Genomic DNA, 18,595 nt, shown 5'->3' with positions numbered 1-18,595 from the left:
AAACAGGCGGGCCAAAACAAGCGAGCAATTTGCATGTCTAAATCCGTACAGAGCAACAGCGCGATCCTCGTTGACTTCACGCTGAAACTGGATGATGGCTCAACGGCTGAATCCACCCGCAATAACGGCAAGCCTGCCCTGTTTCGCCTTGGCGATACCTCCCTGTCTGAAGGTCTTGAACAACAGCTTCTGGGTCTGAAAGAGGGGGAGAAAAAGGTCTTTTCGCTGGAGCCCGATGCTGCGTTTGGCATCCCAAGCCCGGATCTTATCCAGTACTTTTCCCGTCGTGAATTTATCGACGCGGGCGAGCCGGAAATCGGCGCGATTATGCTCTTTACCGCAATGGATGGCAGCGAAATGCCCGGCGTGATTCGTGAAGTGAACGGCGATTCGATCACCGTTGATTTCAACCATCCGCTGGCCGGGCGCACCGTCCATTTTGATATTGAAGTGCTGGAAATCGATCCGGCGCTGGAGGAGTGAAATGCAGATCCTGTTGGCTAACCCGCGCGGCTTTTGCGCTGGCGTTGACCGCGCTATCAGCATTGTTGAAAACGCGCTGACGCTCTACGGCGCGCCGATCTATGTGCGTCATGAAGTGGTGCATAACCGCTATGTGGTCGATAGCCTGCGTAAACGCGGCGCCATTTTTATCGAACAGATTAGCGAAGTGCCTGACGGCGCGATCCTGATTTTCTCCGCGCACGGCGTGTCCCAGGCGGTGCGTAATGAAGCGAAAAACCGCGATCTGACGGTCTTCGACGCGACCTGTCCGCTGGTGACCAAAGTGCATATGGAAGTCGCCCGCGCCAGCCGTCGTGGCGAAGAGTCGATCCTGATTGGCCATGCCGGTCACCCGGAAGTGGAAGGGACGATGGGCCAGTACAGCAACCCGGAAGGGGGAATGTATCTGGTGGAGTCGCCCGACGATGTCTGGAAGCTGGAGGTGAAAAACGACGCCCGGCTGTCATTCATGACGCAGACAACCCTCTCGGTAGATGACACTTCGGATGTGATCGACGCACTACGCGAGCGCTTCCCGAAAATCGTCGGGCCGCGTAAAGACGATATCTGTTATGCCACCACTAACCGTCAGGAAGCGGTTCGCGCGCTGGCGGAGCAGGCCGATGTTGTGCTGGTGGTGGGGTCGAAAAACTCCTCTAACTCCAACCGTCTGGCGGAACTCGCTCAGCGGATGGGGAAAGCGGCCTATCTGATTGACGATGCGACGGATATTCAGGAAGCATGGGTCAAAGAGGCCGCGTGCGTTGGCGTGACCGCAGGCGCATCGGCCCCGGATATCCTGGTGCAGAACGTGATCGCGCGTCTGCAGGCGCTGGGCGGCGGAGAAGCCGTTCCGCTGGAAGGGCGTGAAGAGAATATTGTTTTCGAAGTACCGAAAGAGCTGCGGGTTGATGTCCGTGAAGTAGACTAAGTTCTTTCGCCAGCGGATGTGAGAAGATGCCAGACTTAACGTCTGGCATTTTTTTTGGGAGAGACGATGCGCTTACCGATCATTCTTGATACCGATCCCGGCATTGACGACGCAGCGGCGATCGCCGCCGCGCTGTTTGCCCCCGAGCTCGATCTGCAGCTGATGACGACGGTAGCGGGGAACGTGTCGGTGGAAAAAACCACCCGCAACGCCCTGCAACTGCTGCATTTCTGGCAGGCGAAGGTGCCGCTGGCTCAAGGGGCGTCAATGCCACTATTGCGTCCGCTGCGCGATGCGGCCTCTGTGCACGGTGAATCCGGCATGGAAGGGTATGATTTTGTCGAGCATGACTGCCAGCCGTTGCCGAAACCGGCCTTTCAGGCCATTCGCGACGCGCTGATGCATGCTCAGGAGCCGATTACGCTGGTGGCGATTGGTCCGTTGACCAATATTGCGCTGCTCCTGATGCAGTATCCGGAATGCCGCTTTAATATTCGTCGGCTGGTGATCATGGGCGGTTCCGCCGGGCGCGGTAACTTCACGCCCAATGCGGAGTTCAATATTGCTATCGATCCGGAAGCCGCGGCCAGCGTGTTTCGCAGTGGTGTGGAGATCGTGATGTGCGGTCTCGACGTGACCAACCGGGCAATGCTGACGCCGGAGTACCTCGCCACGCTGCCCGCGCTGAACAAAACCGGAAAGATGCTCCACGCGCTGTTCAGCCATTATCGCAGCGGCAGTATGAGCCGCGGACTGCGTATGCATGACCTGTGCGCCATCGCGTGGCTGGTGCGCCCTGAGCTGTTTACCCTGCAACCGTGCTTTGTGGCGGTGGAAACGCAGGGGACCTGGACTGCCGGCACCACCGTCGTCGATATCGAAGGGCGGCTCGGGCAGCCGGCGAACGCGTGCGTTGCGCTGGAGCTGGATGTGGACGGTTTTCAGCGCTGGGTGGCGGAAGTGTTGTCCCTGGCGCCGTAAGCGGCCTGGCGGCCGTCAATTTTCTCGCTCAGATAATCAATCATGGCCCGCATTCTGGCGGGCATATGTTTATTGCCCGACCACAGCAGCCACAGCTGCCCGCTATAGCTACTGATAAACTCCCATTGCGCCAGGACCTGCACGATATCGCCCTGGGCCAGCGCGTCGCGAGCGGTAAACAGCGGCAGGCTACCGATACCTAAATGTTGCTGCACCGCATCAAGGCGCACGGCAGTATGGTTGGCGGCGTAGCGTCCGTGAGTCTGGATAGTTTCCGTTTTACCCGCCCGGCGGAATTTCCAGCGTGAGTCGGCCGGTGTTTCGCCCAGGCTGATACAGCTGTGGCCCCGCAGCTCCGACGGCGTTTGCGGTGTGCCGTGCCGCTGTAAATAGTCCGGTGTGGCGCAGATCACGTGCGTCACCGGCATCAGCGGTTTGCCGTGCAGTCCGGGAGAGGGGCTGTGGGTAATACGCAGCGCCAGATCAATACCATCATCAATCAGATCCAGATAGCGGTCCTCGAGCCGCAGACAGACGTCCACGCCGGGATGACGGGTGAGAAATTCCGCCATTAACGGATGAATCACAAAACGCCCGACGGCTTTTGGCACGCTGAGGGTCAGCTTCCCCTGCGCCACCTCCTGGCTACTGCTGGCGGAATCCATCGCCTGACGAGCCGATTCCAGCATCTCCTGTGCGTGCGTATACACCGTTTTTCCGGCATCGCTGAGGCGTAATTTGCGCGTGCTGCGGTGCAGCAGCTTACAGCCCATTTCGTGTTCCAGCCGCGAGACGCTGCGGCTGACCGCCGAAGGCGTTGCCCCGGAAAGGCGGGCGACGGCAGAAAAACTGCCCTGGTCGACAATTTGCACAAACAGGGCAAGGTCGGGGAGTAAATTGAGATTCATTTGTGACTTTGAGGCAAAAGTGCATTGATGAATGGCGGGATTATCGCCACGGATAATATCAATATACTGTCCTGACTAAGCGGAGGACAACCATGACTGAACGTCTTTATTACACTTGCGATGAGACCGAGGCGCGAGCCCAGGTCGTGCATTGCCTGACTGAGGCCGATGGCCGTTACGCCATTGAGTTGAACCAGACCCTGTTTCATCCGCAGGGCGGCGGACAGCCAGCCGATCGCGGCTGGATTGGCGGTATTGCTGTTGAAGGTGTCGTGACGCGAGGCGACCGCGTTATGCACATTATCGCTCAACCGCTGCCGCCTGGAGAGGTGGCGATTCGGGTGGATGAAGCCGCCCGGCGCCTGCATTCGCGGCTGCACTCCGCGGGGCATCTGATAGGCCTGGCGGGTGAACGCGCTGGCTGGCGGCCTGTCAAGGCGCACCACTGGCCTGGAGAAGGGCGGATAACGTTCACCGCTATCGGTTCCGCCATCGTACCGGAGGCCAGCGCGCTTCTGGCGACGATTGCCGGCTGGCAAGCGGAAGATCTGCCGCGGCATCTGACTTTTGAGGATGGGCTGCGTCAGGTCGGATTTGGCTCATTACCGGCCTATCCCTGCGGCGGAACGCATGTTGCCAGCCTGTCTGAAGTGGGGAGCGTGACAATCGCCGAGGTGAAAATCAAAAAAGGACAGCTGATCGTGAATTATACCCTCGCGTGAACCGGGGCGCGATTTGACGTACCTGGTTTCGATGAGAGGCGCGAAGCGGCGTAGGATCCGAGTATCCTGCGCTTTTCGTCGTGGAATGTGTGGGATGGAACCCATGAGAAAGGCCTGATATTGATGCCAGCGTATAGTTTTTACTGATATCGAACGCCGTTTGTCATAAATTTCTAATTATCGGTGTTTTAGAGTAGCGGCTCAGCGATGGGCTGGTTAATCTGGAAACAATTTACGTTAAGTTAACAAAAGAGAATAGCTATGCATGATGCACAAATCCGCGTGGCCATCGCAGGCGCGGGCGGCCGGATGGGACGCCAGTTAATTCAGGCCGTACAGCAGATGGATGGCGTGGCGCTGGGCGCTGCGCTGGAGCGCGAAGGTTCTTCCCTCCTGGGTAGCGATGCCGGTGAGCTCGCCGGTGCCGGTAAAGCCGGTGTCGCGGTGCAAAGCAGTCTTGCGGCAGTCAAAGATGATTTTGATGTGCTGATCGATTTTACCCGCCCGGAAGGTACGTTAAACCACCTTGCTTTCTGCCGCGAACACGATAAAGGGATGGTGATTGGCACCACCGGTTTTGATGAGGCGGGGAAACAGGCCATTCGCGATGCGGCGCAGGACATTGCCATTGTTTTCGCGGCCAACTTCAGCGTCGGCGTCAACGTGCTGTTAAAGCTGCTGGAAAAAGCGGCGAAGGTGATGGGTGACTACACCGATATTGAGATTATTGAGGCGCACCATCGCCATAAAGTGGACGCGCCGTCGGGCACCGCTCTGGCGATGGGCGAGGCGATTGCCGGTGCGCTGAACAAAGATCTGAAGGATTGTGCGGTCTACAGCCGTGAAGGTCATACCGGCGAACGCGTCCCGGGGACCATTGGCTTTGCTACCGTGCGCGCCGGGGATATCGTTGGCGAACATACCGCAATGTTTGCCGACATCGGCGAGCGTATTGAAATCAGCCACAAGGCTTCCAGCCGGATGACTTTTGCCAATGGCGCCGTTCGTTCTGCATTGTGGTTAAAAGATAAGAAATCAGGCCTTTTCGACATGCGTGACGTGCTTGATCTCAATTCTTTATAAGTTTTATTACCCATCGTGATGTGGTTATTGCATTCAATATGTAATTGATTGCAAAGGGCAATGTTTTATTGCCCTTTTTATTTTTTAGCATTTCGTCAGTTTTAATTGATGAAGTGAGCATAATATTATCTTATCCTTTCTTTTTTTGTTGTGTCTTTGTGAATTTTGACCATATGGTCTACTTTTTTGTTGTTGCACGCGTTGTTTTGCAATCTTCCTGCTCCGCAAGCGTTTTCCCTGCATAGTTTGTTGATCTTTTTGCCTGCTAACGCAGGGCTGAGAGGTCAGTGACGTGAAAAGAGATAAAAAATATCGGCTTTAAGTTGACTTTTACCCGACATCTCTCCAGAATGCCGCCGTTTGCCAGAAATCCATAGGTAAGCAAATTTGCATTGATTCATGTCATGCACATGCATTAATATGCAAATAAAGTGAGTGAATATTCTCTGGAGGGTGTTTTGATTAAGTCAGCGCTATTGGTTCTGGAAGACGGAACCCAGTTTCACGGTCGGGCCATCGGGGCAACGGGCACGGCGGTTGGGGAAGTCGTTTTCAATACTTCAATGACCGGTTATCAAGAAATCCTCACTGATCCTTCCTATTCCCGCCAAATTGTCACTCTTACTTATCCCCATATTGGTAATGTCGGCACCAACGACAGCGATGAAGAATCTTCTCAGGTACATGCGCAGGGCCTGGTCATTCGCGACCTGCCGCTGATTGCCAGCAACTTCCGCAATACCGAAGACCTCTCTTCTTACCTGAAGCGCCATAACATCGTGGCGATTGCCGATATCGATACCCGTAAGCTGACGCGTTTGCTGCGTGAAAAAGGCGCACAGAACGGCTGCATCATCGTAGGTGATAACCTGGATGCGCAGCTGGCGCTGGAAAAAGCCAAAGCATTCCCTGGCCTGAACGGGATGGACCTGGCGAAAGAAGTCACCACTTCAGAAACCTACAGCTGGACGCAAGGGAGCTGGACGCTGGCAGGCGACCTGCCGGAAGCGAAGGCGGAGAGCGAGCTGCCGTTCCACGTTGTGGCCTACGATTTTGGCGCCAAACGCAACATTCTGCGCATGCTGGTTGACCGCGGCTGCCGCCTGACGGTCGTACCGGCGCAAACCTCTGCTGAAGAGGTGCTGAAGATGAATCCGGACGGTATCTTCCTGTCCAACGGCCCTGGCGACCCGGCGCCGTGCGATTACGCCATTACCGCGATTGAGAAATTCCTTGAGACCGATATTCCGGTATTCGGCATCTGCCTCGGCCATCAGCTGCTGGCGCTGGCGAGCGGTGCGAAGACCGTTAAGATGAAGTTCGGCCACCACGGCGGCAACCACCCGGTTAAAGATATCGATAATAATGTGGTGATGATTACCGCCCAGAACCACGGTTTTGCGGTCGACGAAGTCTCCATGCCGGCAAACCTGCGCGTGACCCACAAGTCGCTGTTCGATGGGACGCTGCAGGGTATCCACCGTACTGACAAACCGGCGTTTAGTTTCCAGGGCCACCCGGAAGCGAGCCCAGGCCCGCACGATGCCGCGCCGTTGTTCGACCATTTCATTGAGTTAATTGAGCAGTACCGCCAGTCCGCGAAATAATCAGGAGAAAAAAGCCATGCCAAAACGTACAGATATAAAAAGCATCCTGATTCTTGGCGCTGGCCCGATCGTTATCGGCCAGGCTTGTGAATTTGACTACTCTGGCGCTCAGGCCTGTAAGGCCCTGCGTGAAGAAGGTTACCGCGTCATTCTGGTGAACTCGAACCCGGCCACCATCATGACCGACCCGGAAATGGCCGATGCGACCTATATTGAGCCGATCCACTGGGAAGTGGTACGCAAAATCATCGAAAAAGAGCGTCCGGATGCGGTGCTGCCGACCATGGGCGGCCAGACCGCGCTGAACTGCGCGCTGGAGCTGGAGCGTCAGGGCGTGCTGGCTGAATTCGGCGTCACCATGATCGGCGCTACCGCCGATGCGATTGATAAAGCGGAAGACCGCCGTCGTTTCGATGTGGCGATGAAGAAAATTGGTCTGGATACCGCGCGTTCCGGGATTGCGCACACCATGGAAGAAGCGCTGGCGGTGGCCGCTGATGTGGGCTATCCGTGTATCATTCGTCCCTCCTTCACCATGGGCGGCACCGGCGGCGGTATCGCTTATAACCGCGAAGAGTTCGAAGAAATTTGTACCCGCGGTCTGGATCTCTCGCCGACCAACGAGCTGCTGATTGATGAATCGCTGATCGGCTGGAAAGAGTACGAAATGGAGGTGGTGCGCGATAAGAACGACAACTGCATCATCGTCTGCTCCATCGAAAACTTCGACGCCATGGGCATCCATACCGGTGACTCCATCACGGTCGCTCCGGCGCAAACCCTGACCGATAAAGAATACCAGGTGATGCGTAATGCATCGATGGCGGTGCTGCGCGAAATTGGCGTCGAAACCGGCGGCTCTAACGTGCAGTTCTCGGTTAACCCGAAAGACGGCCGCCTGATTGTTATCGAAATGAACCCGCGCGTATCACGCTCCTCTGCGCTGGCATCGAAAGCGACCGGCTTCCCGATTGCCAAAGTGGCGGCCAAGCTGGCGGTGGGCTATACCCTGGATGAGCTGATGAACGACATCACCGGCGGTCGTACGCCGGCCTCGTTCGAACCGTCTATCGACTACGTCGTCACCAAGATTCCCCGCTTCAACTTTGAAAAATTCGCCGGCAGCAACGACCGCCTGACTACTCAGATGAAATCCGTTGGCGAAGTGATGGCGATTGGCCGCACCCAGCAGGAATCTCTGCAAAAAGCGCTGCGCGGCCTGGAAGTGGGCGCCACCGGCTTCGACCCGAAAGTGAGCCTCGATGACCCGGAAGCGCTGACCAAAATTCGCCGCGAGCTGAAAGATGCTGGTGCCGAGCGTATCTGGTATATCGCCGATGCGTTCCGCGCGGGCCTCTCCGTCGATGGCGTCTTCAACCTGACCAACATCGACCGCTGGTTCCTGGTGCAAATTGAAGAGCTGGTTCGCCTGGAAGAGAAAGTGGCTGACCTCGGCATTACCGGCCTTACTCCGGAGTTCCTGCATCAGCTGAAGCGTAAAGGCTTTGCCGACGCGCGTCTGGCTAAGCTGGCGGGCGTTCGTGAAGGCGAAATCCGCAAGCTGCGCGATCAGTACAACCTGCACCCGGTCTACAAGCGCGTGGATACCTGCGCGGCAGAATTCGCGACCGACACCGCCTATATGTACTCCACCTATGACGACGAGTGCGAAGCGAACCCGTCCGTCGACCGCGATAAGATTATGGTTCTCGGCGGCGGTCCAAACCGTATCGGCCAGGGCATCGAATTTGACTACTGCTGCGTACACGCTTCGCTGGCGCTGCGTGAAGACGGTTACGAGACCATTATGGTCAACTGTAACCCGGAAACCGTCTCTACCGATTATGACACCTCCGATCGTCTGTACTTTGAGCCGGTGACCCTCGAAGACGTGCTGGAAATCGTCCGTATCGAGAAGCCGAAAGGCGTTATCGTCCAGTACGGCGGCCAGACGCCACTGAAACTGGCGCGCGCGCTGGAAGCGGCCGGCGTACCGGTTATCGGCACCAGCCCGGATGCGATTGACCGCGCGGAAGACCGCGAGCGTTTCCAGCAGGCGGTTGACCGTCTGAAGCTGAAACAGCCGGCCAACGCCACCGTTACGGCTATCGAGCAGGCGGTAGAGAAAGCGAAAGAAATTGGCTACCCGCTGGTGGTTCGCCCGTCGTACGTCCTCGGCGGCCGGGCGATGGAAATCGTCTACGACGAAGCCGACCTGCGTCGCTACTTCCAGACCGCGGTCAGCGTCTCTAACGATGCGCCGGTTCTGCTGGACCGCTTCCTTGACGATGCGGTCGAAGTCGACGTTGACGCCATCTGCGACGGCGAAATGGTGCTGATTGGCGGCATCATGGAGCACATCGAGCAGGCGGGCGTGCACTCGGGCGACTCCGCATGTTCTCTGCCGGCGTACACCCTGAGCAAGGAAATTCAGGATGTGATGCGCGAGCAGGTACAGAAGCTGGCCTTCGAACTGCAGGTCCGTGGCCTGATGAACGTCCAGTTCGCGGTGAAGAACAACGAAGTGTATCTGATTGAAGTGAACCCGCGTGCGGCGCGTACCGTTCCGTTCGTCTCGAAAGCCACCGGTATCCCGCTGGCCAAAGTCGCGGCGCGCGTGATGGCTGGCCAGACTCTGGCACAGCAGGGCGTGACCAAAGAGATTATCCCGCCGTACTACTCGGTGAAAGAAGTGGTGCTGCCGTTCAACAAATTCCCGGGCGTTGACCCGCTGTTAGGGCCAGAAATGCGCTCTACTGGGGAGGTGATGGGCGTGGGCCGTACTTTCGCGGAAGCGTTCGCTAAAGCGCAGCTGGGCAGCAGCTCAACGATGAAAAAACAGGGGCGCGCGCTGCTCTCCGTTCGCGAAGGCGACAAAGAGCGTGTCGTCGACCTGGCGGCGAAACTGCTGAAGTTCGGTTTCGAGCTGGATGCGACTCACGGCACCGCGATTGTACTGGGTGAAGCGGGTATCAACCCACGTCTGGTGAACAAGGTGCATGAAGGTCGTCCGCACATTCAGGACCGTATCAAGAATGGCGAATACACCTACATCATCAACACCACCGAAGGTCGTCAGGCGATTGAAGACTCCAAGCTGATTCGCCGCAGCGCCCTGCAGTACAAAGTGCATTACGACACCACCCTGAACGGCGGTTTCGCGACGGCGATGGCGCTCAACGCCAACGCCATCGAGAAAGTGACCTCGGTTCAGGAAATGCACGCGCAAATTAAAAAGTAAGCCGCCTCGTTAACATCGGGTCGCGGAACAACAAGGGCTGACGAGAAATCGTCGGCCCTTTTTTTATCCGCGCCATCTTCGGAGAGTTCTGCTTTTCGCTGCCCGTTCAGTGAGGCTAACTATAGTTAGCATCATAACGATATCAATTGACGGCAAGACAGGAGGATACAATGCGGAACAAAATTCTGATGGCATCCGCGCTGGCGGCGACGGCAATGTTGTTTGTGGCGGGCTGTTCATCGAACCAGGCGCTGAAAACGACCGACGGTAGAACGATCGTGACTGATGGCAAGCCCCATGTGGATGATGACACCGGCATGGTGTCGTACAAAAATGCGCAAACCGGTCGGACTGAACAGATCAATCGCGATCAGGTGAAGTCGATGGACGAACTGGATAACTAAGGTTGTCCGGGGCCCCGCGAAGGATCTCGGGGGCCTCCTTGAACGGCCCATCCGGCGCGAACGGCAGAGCTTTGTTGCCGGTGCCGATAATCTCAACGCTCGCCAGTACAATATGAATATCAATATACTGACGATGATATTCCGGACGCTGCTCTGTCAGCGGGTGCGTCTGGCCTTTGACGACGGTAAAAAACAGGTTATCGCCATCGACCGTATATTTGCCGGGGGCAGGGCGTGAGGATCTTGCAGCGCAATGACCTGTAGCGCTTTCTTTATCACCGCCGGATAGAACGCATTTTTGGCGGCGGCGCTTAAGGTATCGATAATCATGCCGGAACCCCCTGTGCTGGTTGAGGCGTAAGTAATGTGAGCGATTGCGCCACGATGGTGGCAACATCGGGGGGGATATCAACGGCGACGATATCGCCCTCGCTGGCGTCCGGTGTTTCCAGGGCGGCAAACTGGCTACGCAGCAGCGCTTCCGGCATAAAGTGGCCCTTACGTCGCTGCATGCGCTGGAGAATGCACTCATATTCCCCGGTTATCTATTTTGGTTCGATATCCGATGTGCGCGATGAACAGCGCTACGCCGGCTACTGTCAGGCGATGGAGAATGCCGGACTGCCGACGGGACGCATTGCCCCCAATAAGGTGTCGTCGGTGTCGATTGGCACCGGCATGATGAATCTGGCGCGGCAGATGTACGCCGCGATGGACGGGATTATCTGTACCAATGATGATCTGGCTGTGGGCGTGTTACAGGAGTGCCTTGCCTCGGGTATCGCGGTGCCGCAGGAACTGGCGATAGCGGGTTTTCACGGTCTGGAGATTGGTCAGATAGTCACCCCGCGGCTGGCAAGCGTTCTGACCCCGTGCTATGAAATAGGTAAGGTGGAAACCGAGATTTTAATTAATAAAATCAAAGGGCTGCCAACCATAGAGAAAGTCGACCTGCACTATCGCCTGTCGATGGGCGAAACCATTTGATCTTGCCTGAATCTGCACCGGCATGATTAACCCAGGATGTAAGCGAGTATCGCCAGAATCGTATGTCGCGCCGGTCTCTGTTTGGGCGAGATTTCCACGCTAACGTGAGATGAGAGGGGAAGCGGCGTGCTTTTATCTACAGTTTGCTAGCGTATGTGTTTCAGGTGCTAAACCGACCGTAGATCGTCAATCTGTCCTGGATGTATCTGCTGATTTGATTTTTTCGATGGCGATAATATTCCCTGACATGGCTTCATTGAGCACTTCCACTGCCGTGCTGGCATCACGATTCTTAATGGACATATAGACTTTGATATGAGCTTCCACGCTCTCAAGGGTGATGCCCAGTGCACGATTAAGCTCTTCAAGGTAGTAGTAATAGATGTCTTTGATCGAACTCATTACGTTGTAGAACACACTGTTATGCGATGCCCTGACAATCGCCAGATGAAACTCGTAGTCTGCTTCAGAGTATTTTTTGTAATCGCCCTTGTTGATCAGCATATTATTTAGCGCTTCTTCGAGCTGGCGAATGTCGTCATCTGTGGCGTGAGTGACTGCCAGCTCCACGCATTTGAACTCCACCGTCTGGCGGAAAATCATCATATCGTGAAACTCTTCACGGCTGAGGTGCATGATCGGACGGGGATCGTTACTCAACATCTGTGGGGTGAAGTGTTCGCTCACGTAGCTGCCGCTGCCCTGGCGTGTCACCACAATCCCGAGGTCACGAAAGCGCTGAACCGCGCTGCGTACGCTGACCCGGCTGACGTTGAATGAGGTGGTTAGCTCCGCTTCTGAAGGCAAACGGCTGCCCGGTGCCCAACTGCCGTCCAGCAGCTTTTCGCTTATCTGATCATAAATTTCATTTACAACATTCTGTTTTTGAATGGATTTTATGCTCAAAGTGGGTTTCCGGTAAGATGTCGCTGAAGTGATTTATTGTATAGCAATTCACTTTTAAGAACAAAGCGCCCGGCTGGGCGCTTTTCGCCGTTATTCGAAACGAATGAGCACCTTAGCAGACACATTTTTATCTGTAGCCGTAATCAATGCCTCTTCAATTTTCTGAGGAGAGAATTCAGCGCTGATGAGAGGGCGAGGATCGATACGCCCGTCTTCCAGCCAACGAACTGCCGTCACAAATTCGCCGACAAAGCGGAATGAACCAATCCAGTTGAGCTCTTTGACCAGCATCGGCGACACTGGCCAGCTAACCGGGCTTGCTCCCATTCCGACCTGGACAATGGTGCCAGCAGGGCGGGTGAAGTTCACTGTAGATGCGACTGCAGCCGGTGCGCCGGAGGCCTCGAACACCACGTCAAAATAACCCTTATGTTGCTGATAATGGGTAACCTGTCCTTCATCACGCGGATCCATTACCGCCGTCGCACCCATCTGGCGAGCCAGTTCCAGGCATCGTGGGCTGAGATCGGAAGCGACCAGTTCGGATGCGCCTGCACTGCGTGCCGCTGCGAGGATCAGGCAGCCAATTGGGCCTGCACCGATAACCAGCACGCGTTTTCCGGTCAACTGACCCGCCATTTTAACTGCGTGTATTGCGACTGCCAGCGGTTCAGAAAAGGCCATCACGTTCGCGGGAACGTGACTATTGTACGGAATGCACTGCTCAGGTTTCACTACCACGAATTGAGAAAAACCGCCATTCACATGAGGATTGAACTGCGCGCTACCCATAAAGCGCATGGAACTACACAGGTTTTGATGGCCAGAAAGACACATCTCACACTGATTGCAGGGGCAGGACGGGTTTACCGCTACCGTTTGACCCACTTTCAACTCGCTACCTGCGGGGACTTTGCTAATCACGCCGACAAACTCATGGCCAATCACCATTGGATGTTTGAGGATCGACATCCCTGCCCGGCCATGCTGATAGTAATGAATATCAGAGCCGCAGATACCACCGTAGACTACCTTTACGACAACGTCATTTTCACTGTACTCGATTTCACGTGCTTCAAAGCGTACGTCTTTTTCTGCATGGGCCAGACACGCATTACAGGTTATTTTTTCAGTTTTCATGATGATCTCATTATTTGTTGGCAGTCGCCGGATTAATGGCATTCTTATCCGCAGTGTTGGTATTCTTTTTTTCGGGCACGATTACTTCAATTTTCCCCACCAGGAAGATGTAAGCTAATAAGCCGATCCCGGCGACACCTGCGATATACCACATCGCATACTGGAAATTTTCTGTGCGTTCGAGAATAACCCCAATCACAATTGGGCTAACGATCCCCGAGAGGTTTCCACAAATATTTAAAAATCCGCCCATGGTGCCGAGAAAATTTCGGGGAATAACATCACTCCAGACCACCCAACCCAGATTTGAAAAGGCATTGGCAAAAAATGCAATCGACAGAATGACAATGGAAATAACCGGTTTATCTTCAAAGAAGTTCACCAGGCCAATAATCATGGTGACGCATAACCCTGTCATGACTGGTAATTTACGGGCCAGCGTTCTGGATTTTCCTTTTTTTAACAATATGTCGCTTAACGTCCCGCCACAGAGCACGCCAAACATCGCCATAATATAGGGAAGCATGGCACCAATGCCAGCTTTTGAAATAGAGAGATGTAGCCCTTTCTCCAGGTAAACAATAAACCAGGTCAGAAAGAAATAGAGTGTGGATGAACAGGCGAACTGAGTGATGAACAGCCCCCAGATAGTTTTCTTACTGAGGAAAAATTTAATGTCATACCAACTGATTTTCTCGTTCACAGTAGACTGGTTGGCTGAACCATAGCCTCCACCCGCCTTGATATAATCCAGTTCAGCCTGGTTCACGGAGGTACTGTGTTGCGGATCGCGGTAGTACAGTAACCAGTATACGCCGAACAGAATACCTGCGCCGCCGGACAGGTAGAATGACATTTCCCAACCATAATTTGCTACGATAAAGGAGAGGAATGGCGTCAGTAATGCCAGACCGATGTATTGAGCGCTGGAGTAAATTGCGGTTGCACGCGCACGTTCATGATCCGGGAACCAGGTAGCGATTATTTTAGTATTGGAAGGAAAAGATGGTGCTTCAGCAACGCCAATTAATGCACGACAAGCCAATAACATAACAAATGATGCGGTTGCTGTTGCAAATAAATGATGTGAAGCGAACCCCATCATAAAGGTAAAAATACTCCAAAGAATAATTGCACCGCCGTAAAGAATACGTGATCCAATGCGATCAAGGACATAGCCAACAGGGATTTGACTGGCAGCGTAGGCCCAGGTAAACATTGAAAAAAGCAAACCCAGTTGAGTAGATGTCAGACTGAAATCATTCTGGATATTCGTGCCTGCAACTGCAAGATTGGCGCGATCCATATAATTTATTGCCGTCACAATGAACAGCAATGTGAGAATAAAGAGTCGTGATCTTGAAGCCTTCATAATAATACCTGTGTTATATCGGCATGTCTCATGGTGAACCATGCCGTTAATTTTAAAGGCGAGTAGGTAGAGGTCGGGTAGCTTATAACACGGCGAGCCAGCCACCATCGACGTAGATAATTTGTCCGTTGATATAATCTGATGCTTTGGATGATAAGAATACGGCGGTACCGATTAACTCTTCCGGACGACCCCAGCGCTGAGAGGGGTTGCTGCTTTTCACCCAGTTGTCGAACTGTTTATCTTCGATTAGTGCGGTGTTCATATCCGTCAGAATGTAGCCTGGGCCAATAGCGTTGGTCTGGATATTAAACTGTGCCCATTCTGCCGCCATTGAGCAGGTGAGCATTTTGATTCCGCCTTTTGCCGCCGTGTACGGTGCCACGGTCGGACGGGCAGCCTGGCTGGTCAGCGAGCCGATGTTGATGATTTTACCGCCGCTGTTGCGTGCAATCATGCGTTTCGCCGCCGCGCGGGAGACCAGAAAAGCGCTGGTCAGATTGGTATCAATCACTTTCTGCCAGTGTTCCAGCTCCAGCTCTACCATTGGTTTGCGGTACTGAATACCTGCGTTATTAATCAGAATATCGATCTTTATCCCCTGTGAATCGAGTTGGTCAAAGGCAGCCTCAATCGCCTGCTCATCGGTTACGTCGAAAGCCACCCCGTGGGCATCGTAACCTTTGCTCGTCAGCATACCCACTGACTCTGTCAGTAGCGTGTCGCGAATATCATTCAGGATGATCCGTGCCCCCGCCGCGGCAAGGCCTTCTGCATAGGCAAAACCCAGTCCACGTGCAGAACCAGTAACCAGCGCTGTTTTCCCCGTTAAGTCAAATAAAGCGGTCATATTTTATCCTCACTCGTTAATTTGTATGACGACTATCTGTTTTGAGGTTGGATTTTCGTCATGGAAAAATCAATAACGCCGCTATTTATTTGCAACAAAGATCACAAATAGTTATGTCGCACATTCCTTTTTATTAAATAAATTATTGAATTTAATTTATTTTTAAGTTATTTCTTGATCGCGATTTGATCATCGTCACAGAAAGCAACGCTCAAAGAACCATGAAAACATAAGCATGATATAACAACGATAAGTTGTAGGACGACCTACATATTATAATCGTGTCATTCTTAGCGATATGACATGCCGTAAATTCGCGGAGTTAAGGAGTGAAAGTGAGTAACCTGAAAATAACCAACGTGAAAACGATTCTGACGGCGCCAGGCGGTATTGATTTGGCTGTCGTCAAGGTTGAGACCAATGAACCGGGGCTGTATGGACTGGGATGCGCGACTTTTACCCAACGTATCTTCGCAGTAAAAAGCGCGATCGATGAGTACATGGCGCCTTTTCTGATAGGTAAAGATCCGACGCGGATTGAGGATATCTGGCAGTCGGGCGCTGTTAGTGGCTACTGGCGTAATGGCCCCATCATGAACAATGCACTGTCTGGCGTGGATATGGCGCTGTGGGATATCAAAGGTAAGCTGGCAGGCATGCCGGTTTATGACCTGCTGGGGGGAAAATGTCGCGACGGGATCCCTCTGTATTGCCACACTGATGGCGGTGATGAAGTAGAAGTAGAAGATAATATCCGTGCCAGAATGGAAGAGGGCTACCAGTACGTTCGTTGCCAGATGGGGATGTATGGCGGTGCGGGGACTGATGACCTCAAATTGATCGCCACCCAACTGGCGCGAGCGAAGAACATTCAGCCGAAGCGATCACCGCGCAGTAAAACGCCCGGGATCTACTTTGACCCGGATGCCTACGCAAAGAGCGTCCCACGTCTGTTCGATCACCTGCGCAACAAACTCGGCTTTGGTATCGAATTTATCCATGATGTGCATGAGCGCGTCACTCCTGTCACCGCCATTAACCTGGCCAAAACACTTGAGCAATATCAACTGTTTTATCTTGAAGACCCCGTAGCACCGGAAAATATCGACTGGCTGAAAATGCTGCGCCAGCAGTCTTCCACGCCGATTTCCATGGGGGAGCTATTTGTCAATGTGAACGAATGGAAGCCGCTCATCGATAACAAGCTGATCGACTATATTCGCTGTCACGTGAGCACCATTGGAGGCATTACACCGGCGAAGAAACTTGCCGTCTACAGTGAACTCAATGGCGTTCGTACCGCATGGCATGGGCCAGGCGATATTTCCCCTGTGGGAGTCTGCGCTAATATGCATCTTGATTTGAGCTCGCCGAATTTTGGCATTCAGGAATACACGCCAATGAATGATGCGCTGCGCGATGTTTTCCCAGGCTGCCCGGAGATAGATTGTGGTTATGCATACCTGAACGATAAGCCGGGGCTGGGTATCGAAATTGATGAAGCCAAGGCGGCGAAGTATCCGTGCGAGGGTGGGATCCCATCCTGGACAATGGCGCGTACGCCGGACGGTACGGCCTCAAGACCATAAACAGTCAAGGCCCGGTGGGTGTCTACCGGGTCTTCTTTCCTGAATCATATTTCGCTCATATCTCTGAGTGTTATCTTTACGAGTTACGTTGAAATACCCTGGAACACTCGATATTTCCTGCCTTCTGGACTTAGTCTCCACTGATAGCTCACCTGACTTCTCGTTAACGCCATGCTCTGCGTCGCAGACTGATACGCCGGTTTTGTCTTAGCGATCACGGACCCGGTAACAGCAATTTTTAACACGATTCAGCGTGATGCAGATCACAAAATGTTTGGCTAAAAAACCGTTTGATAGCGGCTACCGTCGTAATGAACCATCAAACAGGTGATCTGATAAAGAGTACTATTACCCGCGCTGTTCTCTTAGTGGCCCCCGTTATCGATGCTTTGCAGGAGCAGCTGGCGGCCGACTTCCCGCTGTTGCGTCTGTACGAACAGGAAGATTCCATCGGCTTTCTGCGTGAGCAGGGAGAGACTATTGCAGCCGTGGTCACCCGAGGGGATATCGGAGTGCAGAACAGCGTCCTTTAGTTGCTGCCGCACGTGGGTCTGATTGCCATTTTCGGCGTTGGCACTGATGCGGTGGATTTAGAATATGTTCGCTCCCGACAGATTCAGGTTTCCATCACTTCCGGCGTGCCGACCAACGATGTGGCGGACCTGGCGATGGGGCTCCTGTTGACCGGTTCCCGCAACCTGTGTCGGGGCGATCGTTTTATGCGTGAAGGCCGTTGGGAGAAGGAGGGCATGCCGCTGGCCACCCAGGTGAGCGGTAAACGTATCGGCCTGCTGGGAATGGGAAACATTGGCCAGGCGATTGGCCGCCGCGCCCGCGGTTTTGATATGCAGGTGCTGTATAACGACCGTAAACCGGCTGGATTACCAGTGGTGCGCCGATAATGTGGTGTTGCAGCCCGCTCTACAGCTTCGCCGCGGCGCTGGTCGCCTCGGTGGTACTGCGTGAGCACGTGGTGGCGGCCTATATTGCGCTGGTGATTTGCGGTTTCTTCCTTAAATCGGCTACCAGCCCGTTCTGGTCGATGCCGGGGCGTATCGCTTCCGCGGAAGTTGCCGGTAGCGCACGGGGGGTGATTAACGGCCTGGGCAATCTCGGCGGCTTCTGCGGCCCTTATCTGGTTGGGGTGATGATCTATCTGTATGGCCAGAACGTGGCGGTCTGCGCGTTGGCAGGATCGCTCCTCATTGCCGGGACCATGACCTTCCTGCTGCCGAAACGCTGCGATCTTGAGATCGGCGAGCCCGCTGTCGCCGTCAGCAAGCAGCCGCGAAATGCCTGAAGCGGGTTGAGATAAAAGCAGGTTGTGATTGTAAGCGCTTCGATTAACTGACTACACTCTTGCTGATTAC

16 protein-coding genes and 4 pseudogenes are annotated in these 18,595 nt (G+C 54.1%); 12 read left to right on the top strand and 8 right to left on the bottom strand.

Translation table 11 applies throughout. From position 1 onward, the window contains the following. Positions 1–33 precede the first annotated feature (33 nt). From fkpB to rihC, 3 genes are all read left to right on the top strand, one after another. The gene (fkpB, locus tag CWM52_RS02390; protein WP_100682663.1) at positions 34–483 is read left to right on the top strand and encodes an FKBP-type peptidyl-prolyl cis-trans isomerase; all 450 of its coding nucleotides are present in this window, start codon (positions 34–36) and stop codon (positions 481–483) included. A 1-nt stretch (position 484) separates the two neighbouring features. After that, entirely contained in the window at positions 485–1,435 is a 951-nt protein-coding gene (gene ispH / locus CWM52_RS02385; protein ID WP_032689538.1) for a 4-hydroxy-3-methylbut-2-enyl diphosphate reductase, read from the top strand. A gap of 66 nt (positions 1,436–1,501) precedes the next feature. After that, on the top strand, positions 1,502–2,416 hold the full coding sequence (rihC, locus tag CWM52_RS02380) for a ribonucleoside hydrolase RihC (RefSeq protein WP_100682615.1): 915 nt from the start codon (positions 1,502–1,504) through the stop codon (positions 2,414–2,416). On the opposite strand, the gene CWM52_RS02375 is transcribed toward rihC, so the two are convergent. Next, positions 2,377–3,324: a LysR family transcriptional regulator gene (locus CWM52_RS02375; RefSeq protein WP_100682614.1), complete on the bottom strand. Its 948-nt coding sequence runs from the start codon at positions 3,322–3,324 to the stop codon at positions 2,377–2,379. The two genes, rihC and CWM52_RS02375, sit on opposite strands and share 40 nt — an antisense overlap. 92 nt (positions 3,325–3,416) lie before the next feature. On the opposite strand from CWM52_RS02375, the gene CWM52_RS02370 reads away from it, so the two are divergent. From CWM52_RS02370 to CWM52_RS02350, 5 genes are all read left to right on the top strand, one after another. Continuing rightward, a complete protein-coding gene (locus tag CWM52_RS02370) occupies positions 3,417–4,046 on the top strand; it encodes a hypothetical protein (RefSeq protein ID WP_100682613.1) in 630 nt (209 codons plus the stop codon). 261 nt (positions 4,047–4,307) lie between these two features. Continuing rightward, a complete protein-coding gene (dapB, locus tag CWM52_RS02365; protein WP_100682612.1) occupies positions 4,308–5,129 on the top strand; it encodes a 4-hydroxy-tetrahydrodipicolinate reductase in 822 nt (273 codons plus the stop codon). A 458-nt stretch (positions 5,130–5,587) separates the two neighbouring features. Beyond that, the gene (carA, locus tag CWM52_RS02360; RefSeq protein ID WP_100682611.1) at positions 5,588–6,736 is read left to right on the top strand and encodes a glutamine-hydrolyzing carbamoyl-phosphate synthase small subunit; all 1,149 of its coding nucleotides are present in this window, start codon (positions 5,588–5,590) and stop codon (positions 6,734–6,736) included. 16 nt (positions 6,737–6,752) lie between these two features. Then, positions 6,753–9,977 carry a carbamoyl-phosphate synthase large subunit gene (carB, locus tag CWM52_RS02355; RefSeq protein ID WP_100682610.1) on the top strand — a complete coding sequence of 1,075 codons (3,225 nt, stop codon included), beginning with the start codon at positions 6,753–6,755 and terminating at the stop codon, positions 9,975–9,977. Positions 9,978–10,147: 170 nt separating this feature from the next. Further along, the gene (locus CWM52_RS02350; protein ID WP_100682609.1) at positions 10,148–10,381 is read left to right on the top strand and encodes a YgdI/YgdR family lipoprotein; all 234 of its coding nucleotides are present in this window, start codon (positions 10,148–10,150) and stop codon (positions 10,379–10,381) included. Here the strand turns inward: CWM52_RS02350 and CWM52_RS26620 are convergent. The 3 genes and pseudogenes from CWM52_RS26620 to idnK all read right to left on the bottom strand — a co-directional run. Next, positions 10,338–10,577 (bottom strand): YhcH/YjgK/YiaL family protein, encoded by a 240-nt coding sequence (locus tag CWM52_RS26620; RefSeq protein WP_227521251.1) that lies wholly within the window; start codon positions 10,575–10,577, stop codon positions 10,338–10,340. The two genes, CWM52_RS02350 and CWM52_RS26620, sit on opposite strands and share 44 nt — an antisense overlap. After that, positions 10,538–10,711, bottom strand: coding sequence for a hypothetical protein (locus tag CWM52_RS26615; protein ID WP_227521252.1), 174 nt, complete (start codon positions 10,709–10,711; stop codon positions 10,538–10,540). The genes CWM52_RS26620 and CWM52_RS26615 overlap by 40 nt, the downstream gene beginning before the upstream one ends. Beyond that, positions 10,708–10,926 (bottom strand): annotated as a pseudogene (gene idnK, locus CWM52_RS02340) (gluconate kinase); the annotation flags it as partial. The gene CWM52_RS26615 and the pseudogene idnK, both read right to left, overlap by 4 nt. On the opposite strand from idnK, the pseudogene CWM52_RS02335 reads away from it, so the two are divergent. After that, positions 10,922–11,368 (top strand): annotated as a pseudogene (locus CWM52_RS02335) (substrate-binding domain-containing protein); the annotation flags it as partial. The pseudogenes idnK and CWM52_RS02335 overlap by 5 nt on opposite strands. 186 nt (positions 11,369–11,554) lie before the next feature. Here the strand turns inward: CWM52_RS02335 and CWM52_RS02330 are convergent. The 4 genes from CWM52_RS02330 to CWM52_RS02315 form a co-directional block, all read right to left on the bottom strand. Next, positions 11,555–12,274: a FadR/GntR family transcriptional regulator gene (locus CWM52_RS02330; protein WP_100682608.1), complete on the bottom strand. Its 720-nt coding sequence runs from the start codon at positions 12,272–12,274 to the stop codon at positions 11,555–11,557. A gap of 90 nt (positions 12,275–12,364) precedes the next feature. Further along, positions 12,365–13,456 carry an L-idonate 5-dehydrogenase gene (gene idnD / locus CWM52_RS02325; RefSeq protein WP_206057665.1) on the bottom strand — a complete coding sequence of 364 codons (1,092 nt, stop codon included), beginning with the start codon at positions 13,454–13,456 and terminating at the stop codon, positions 12,365–12,367. Continuing rightward, the gene (locus tag CWM52_RS02320) at positions 13,425–14,786 is read right to left on the bottom strand and encodes an MFS transporter (protein WP_100682606.1); all 1,362 of its coding nucleotides are present in this window, start codon (positions 14,784–14,786) and stop codon (positions 13,425–13,427) included. Before CWM52_RS02320 ends, idnD begins: the two co-directional genes overlap by 32 nt. A gap of 82 nt (positions 14,787–14,868) precedes the next feature. After that, complete coding sequence (locus CWM52_RS02315) at positions 14,869–15,636, bottom strand: SDR family oxidoreductase (RefSeq protein ID WP_100682605.1); 768 nt, start codon at positions 15,634–15,636, stop codon at positions 14,869–14,871. Between the two features lie 335 nt (positions 15,637–15,971). Here CWM52_RS02315 and CWM52_RS02310 point away from each other — a divergent pair, with 335 nt between their 5' ends. The 3 genes and pseudogenes from CWM52_RS02310 to CWM52_RS02300 all read left to right on the top strand — a co-directional run. Continuing rightward, entirely contained in the window at positions 15,972–17,225 is a 1,254-nt protein-coding gene (locus tag CWM52_RS02310) for an enolase C-terminal domain-like protein (RefSeq protein WP_100682604.1), read from the top strand. Positions 17,226–17,560: 335 nt separating this feature from the next. After that, positions 17,561–18,125 (top strand): annotated as a pseudogene (locus CWM52_RS02305) (NAD(P)-dependent oxidoreductase); the annotation flags it as partial. 19 nt (positions 18,126–18,144) lie between these two features. Next, positions 18,145–18,525: pseudogene (locus CWM52_RS02300) on the top strand (2-ketogluconate transporter); the annotation flags it as partial. Positions 18,526–18,595: the final 70 nt, after the last annotated feature.

Source organism: Raoultella sp. T31 (genome assembly GCF_002806725.1).
Taxonomy (GTDB): domain Bacteria; phylum Pseudomonadota; class Gammaproteobacteria; order Enterobacterales; family Enterobacteriaceae; genus Klebsiella; species Klebsiella electrica.
Note: the sequence above shows the minus strand (reverse complement) of the source record. Positions and strands in the feature narration are given on the sequence as shown.

Bases quoted from the DNA above. Each gene is read 5' to 3' on its own strand.
- dapB (WP_100682612.1), top strand. From the start codon at position 4,308: ATGCATGATGCACAAATCCGCGTGGCCATCGCAGGCGCGGGCGGCCGG.
- fkpB (WP_100682663.1), top strand. From the start codon at position 34: ATGTCTAAATCCGTACAGAGCAACAGCGCGATCCTCGTTGACTTCACG.
- CWM52_RS02320 (WP_100682606.1), bottom strand. From the start codon at position 14,786: ATGAAGGCTTCAAGATCACGACTCTTTATTCTCACATTGCTGTTCATT.
- rihC (WP_100682615.1), top strand. From the start codon at position 1,502: ATGCGCTTACCGATCATTCTTGATACCGATCCCGGCATTGACGACGCA.
- CWM52_RS26615 (WP_227521252.1), bottom strand. From the start codon at position 10,711: ATGATTATCGATACCTTAAGCGCCGCCGCCAAAAATGCGTTCTATCCG.
- CWM52_RS02375 (WP_100682614.1), bottom strand. From the start codon at position 3,324: ATGAATCTCAATTTACTCCCCGACCTTGCCCTGTTTGTGCAAATTGTC.
- CWM52_RS02370 (WP_100682613.1), top strand. From the start codon at position 3,417: ATGACTGAACGTCTTTATTACACTTGCGATGAGACCGAGGCGCGAGCC.
- ispH (WP_032689538.1), top strand. From the start codon at position 485: ATGCAGATCCTGTTGGCTAACCCGCGCGGCTTTTGCGCTGGCGTTGAC.
- idnD (WP_206057665.1), bottom strand. From the start codon at position 13,456: ATGCCATTAATCCGGCGACTGCCAACAAATAATGAGATCATCATGAAA.
- CWM52_RS02315 (WP_100682605.1), bottom strand. From the start codon at position 15,636: ATGACCGCTTTATTTGACTTAACGGGGAAAACAGCGCTGGTTACTGGT.
- carB (WP_100682610.1), top strand. From the start codon at position 6,753: ATGCCAAAACGTACAGATATAAAAAGCATCCTGATTCTTGGCGCTGGC.
- CWM52_RS02350 (WP_100682609.1), top strand. From the start codon at position 10,148: ATGCGGAACAAAATTCTGATGGCATCCGCGCTGGCGGCGACGGCAATG.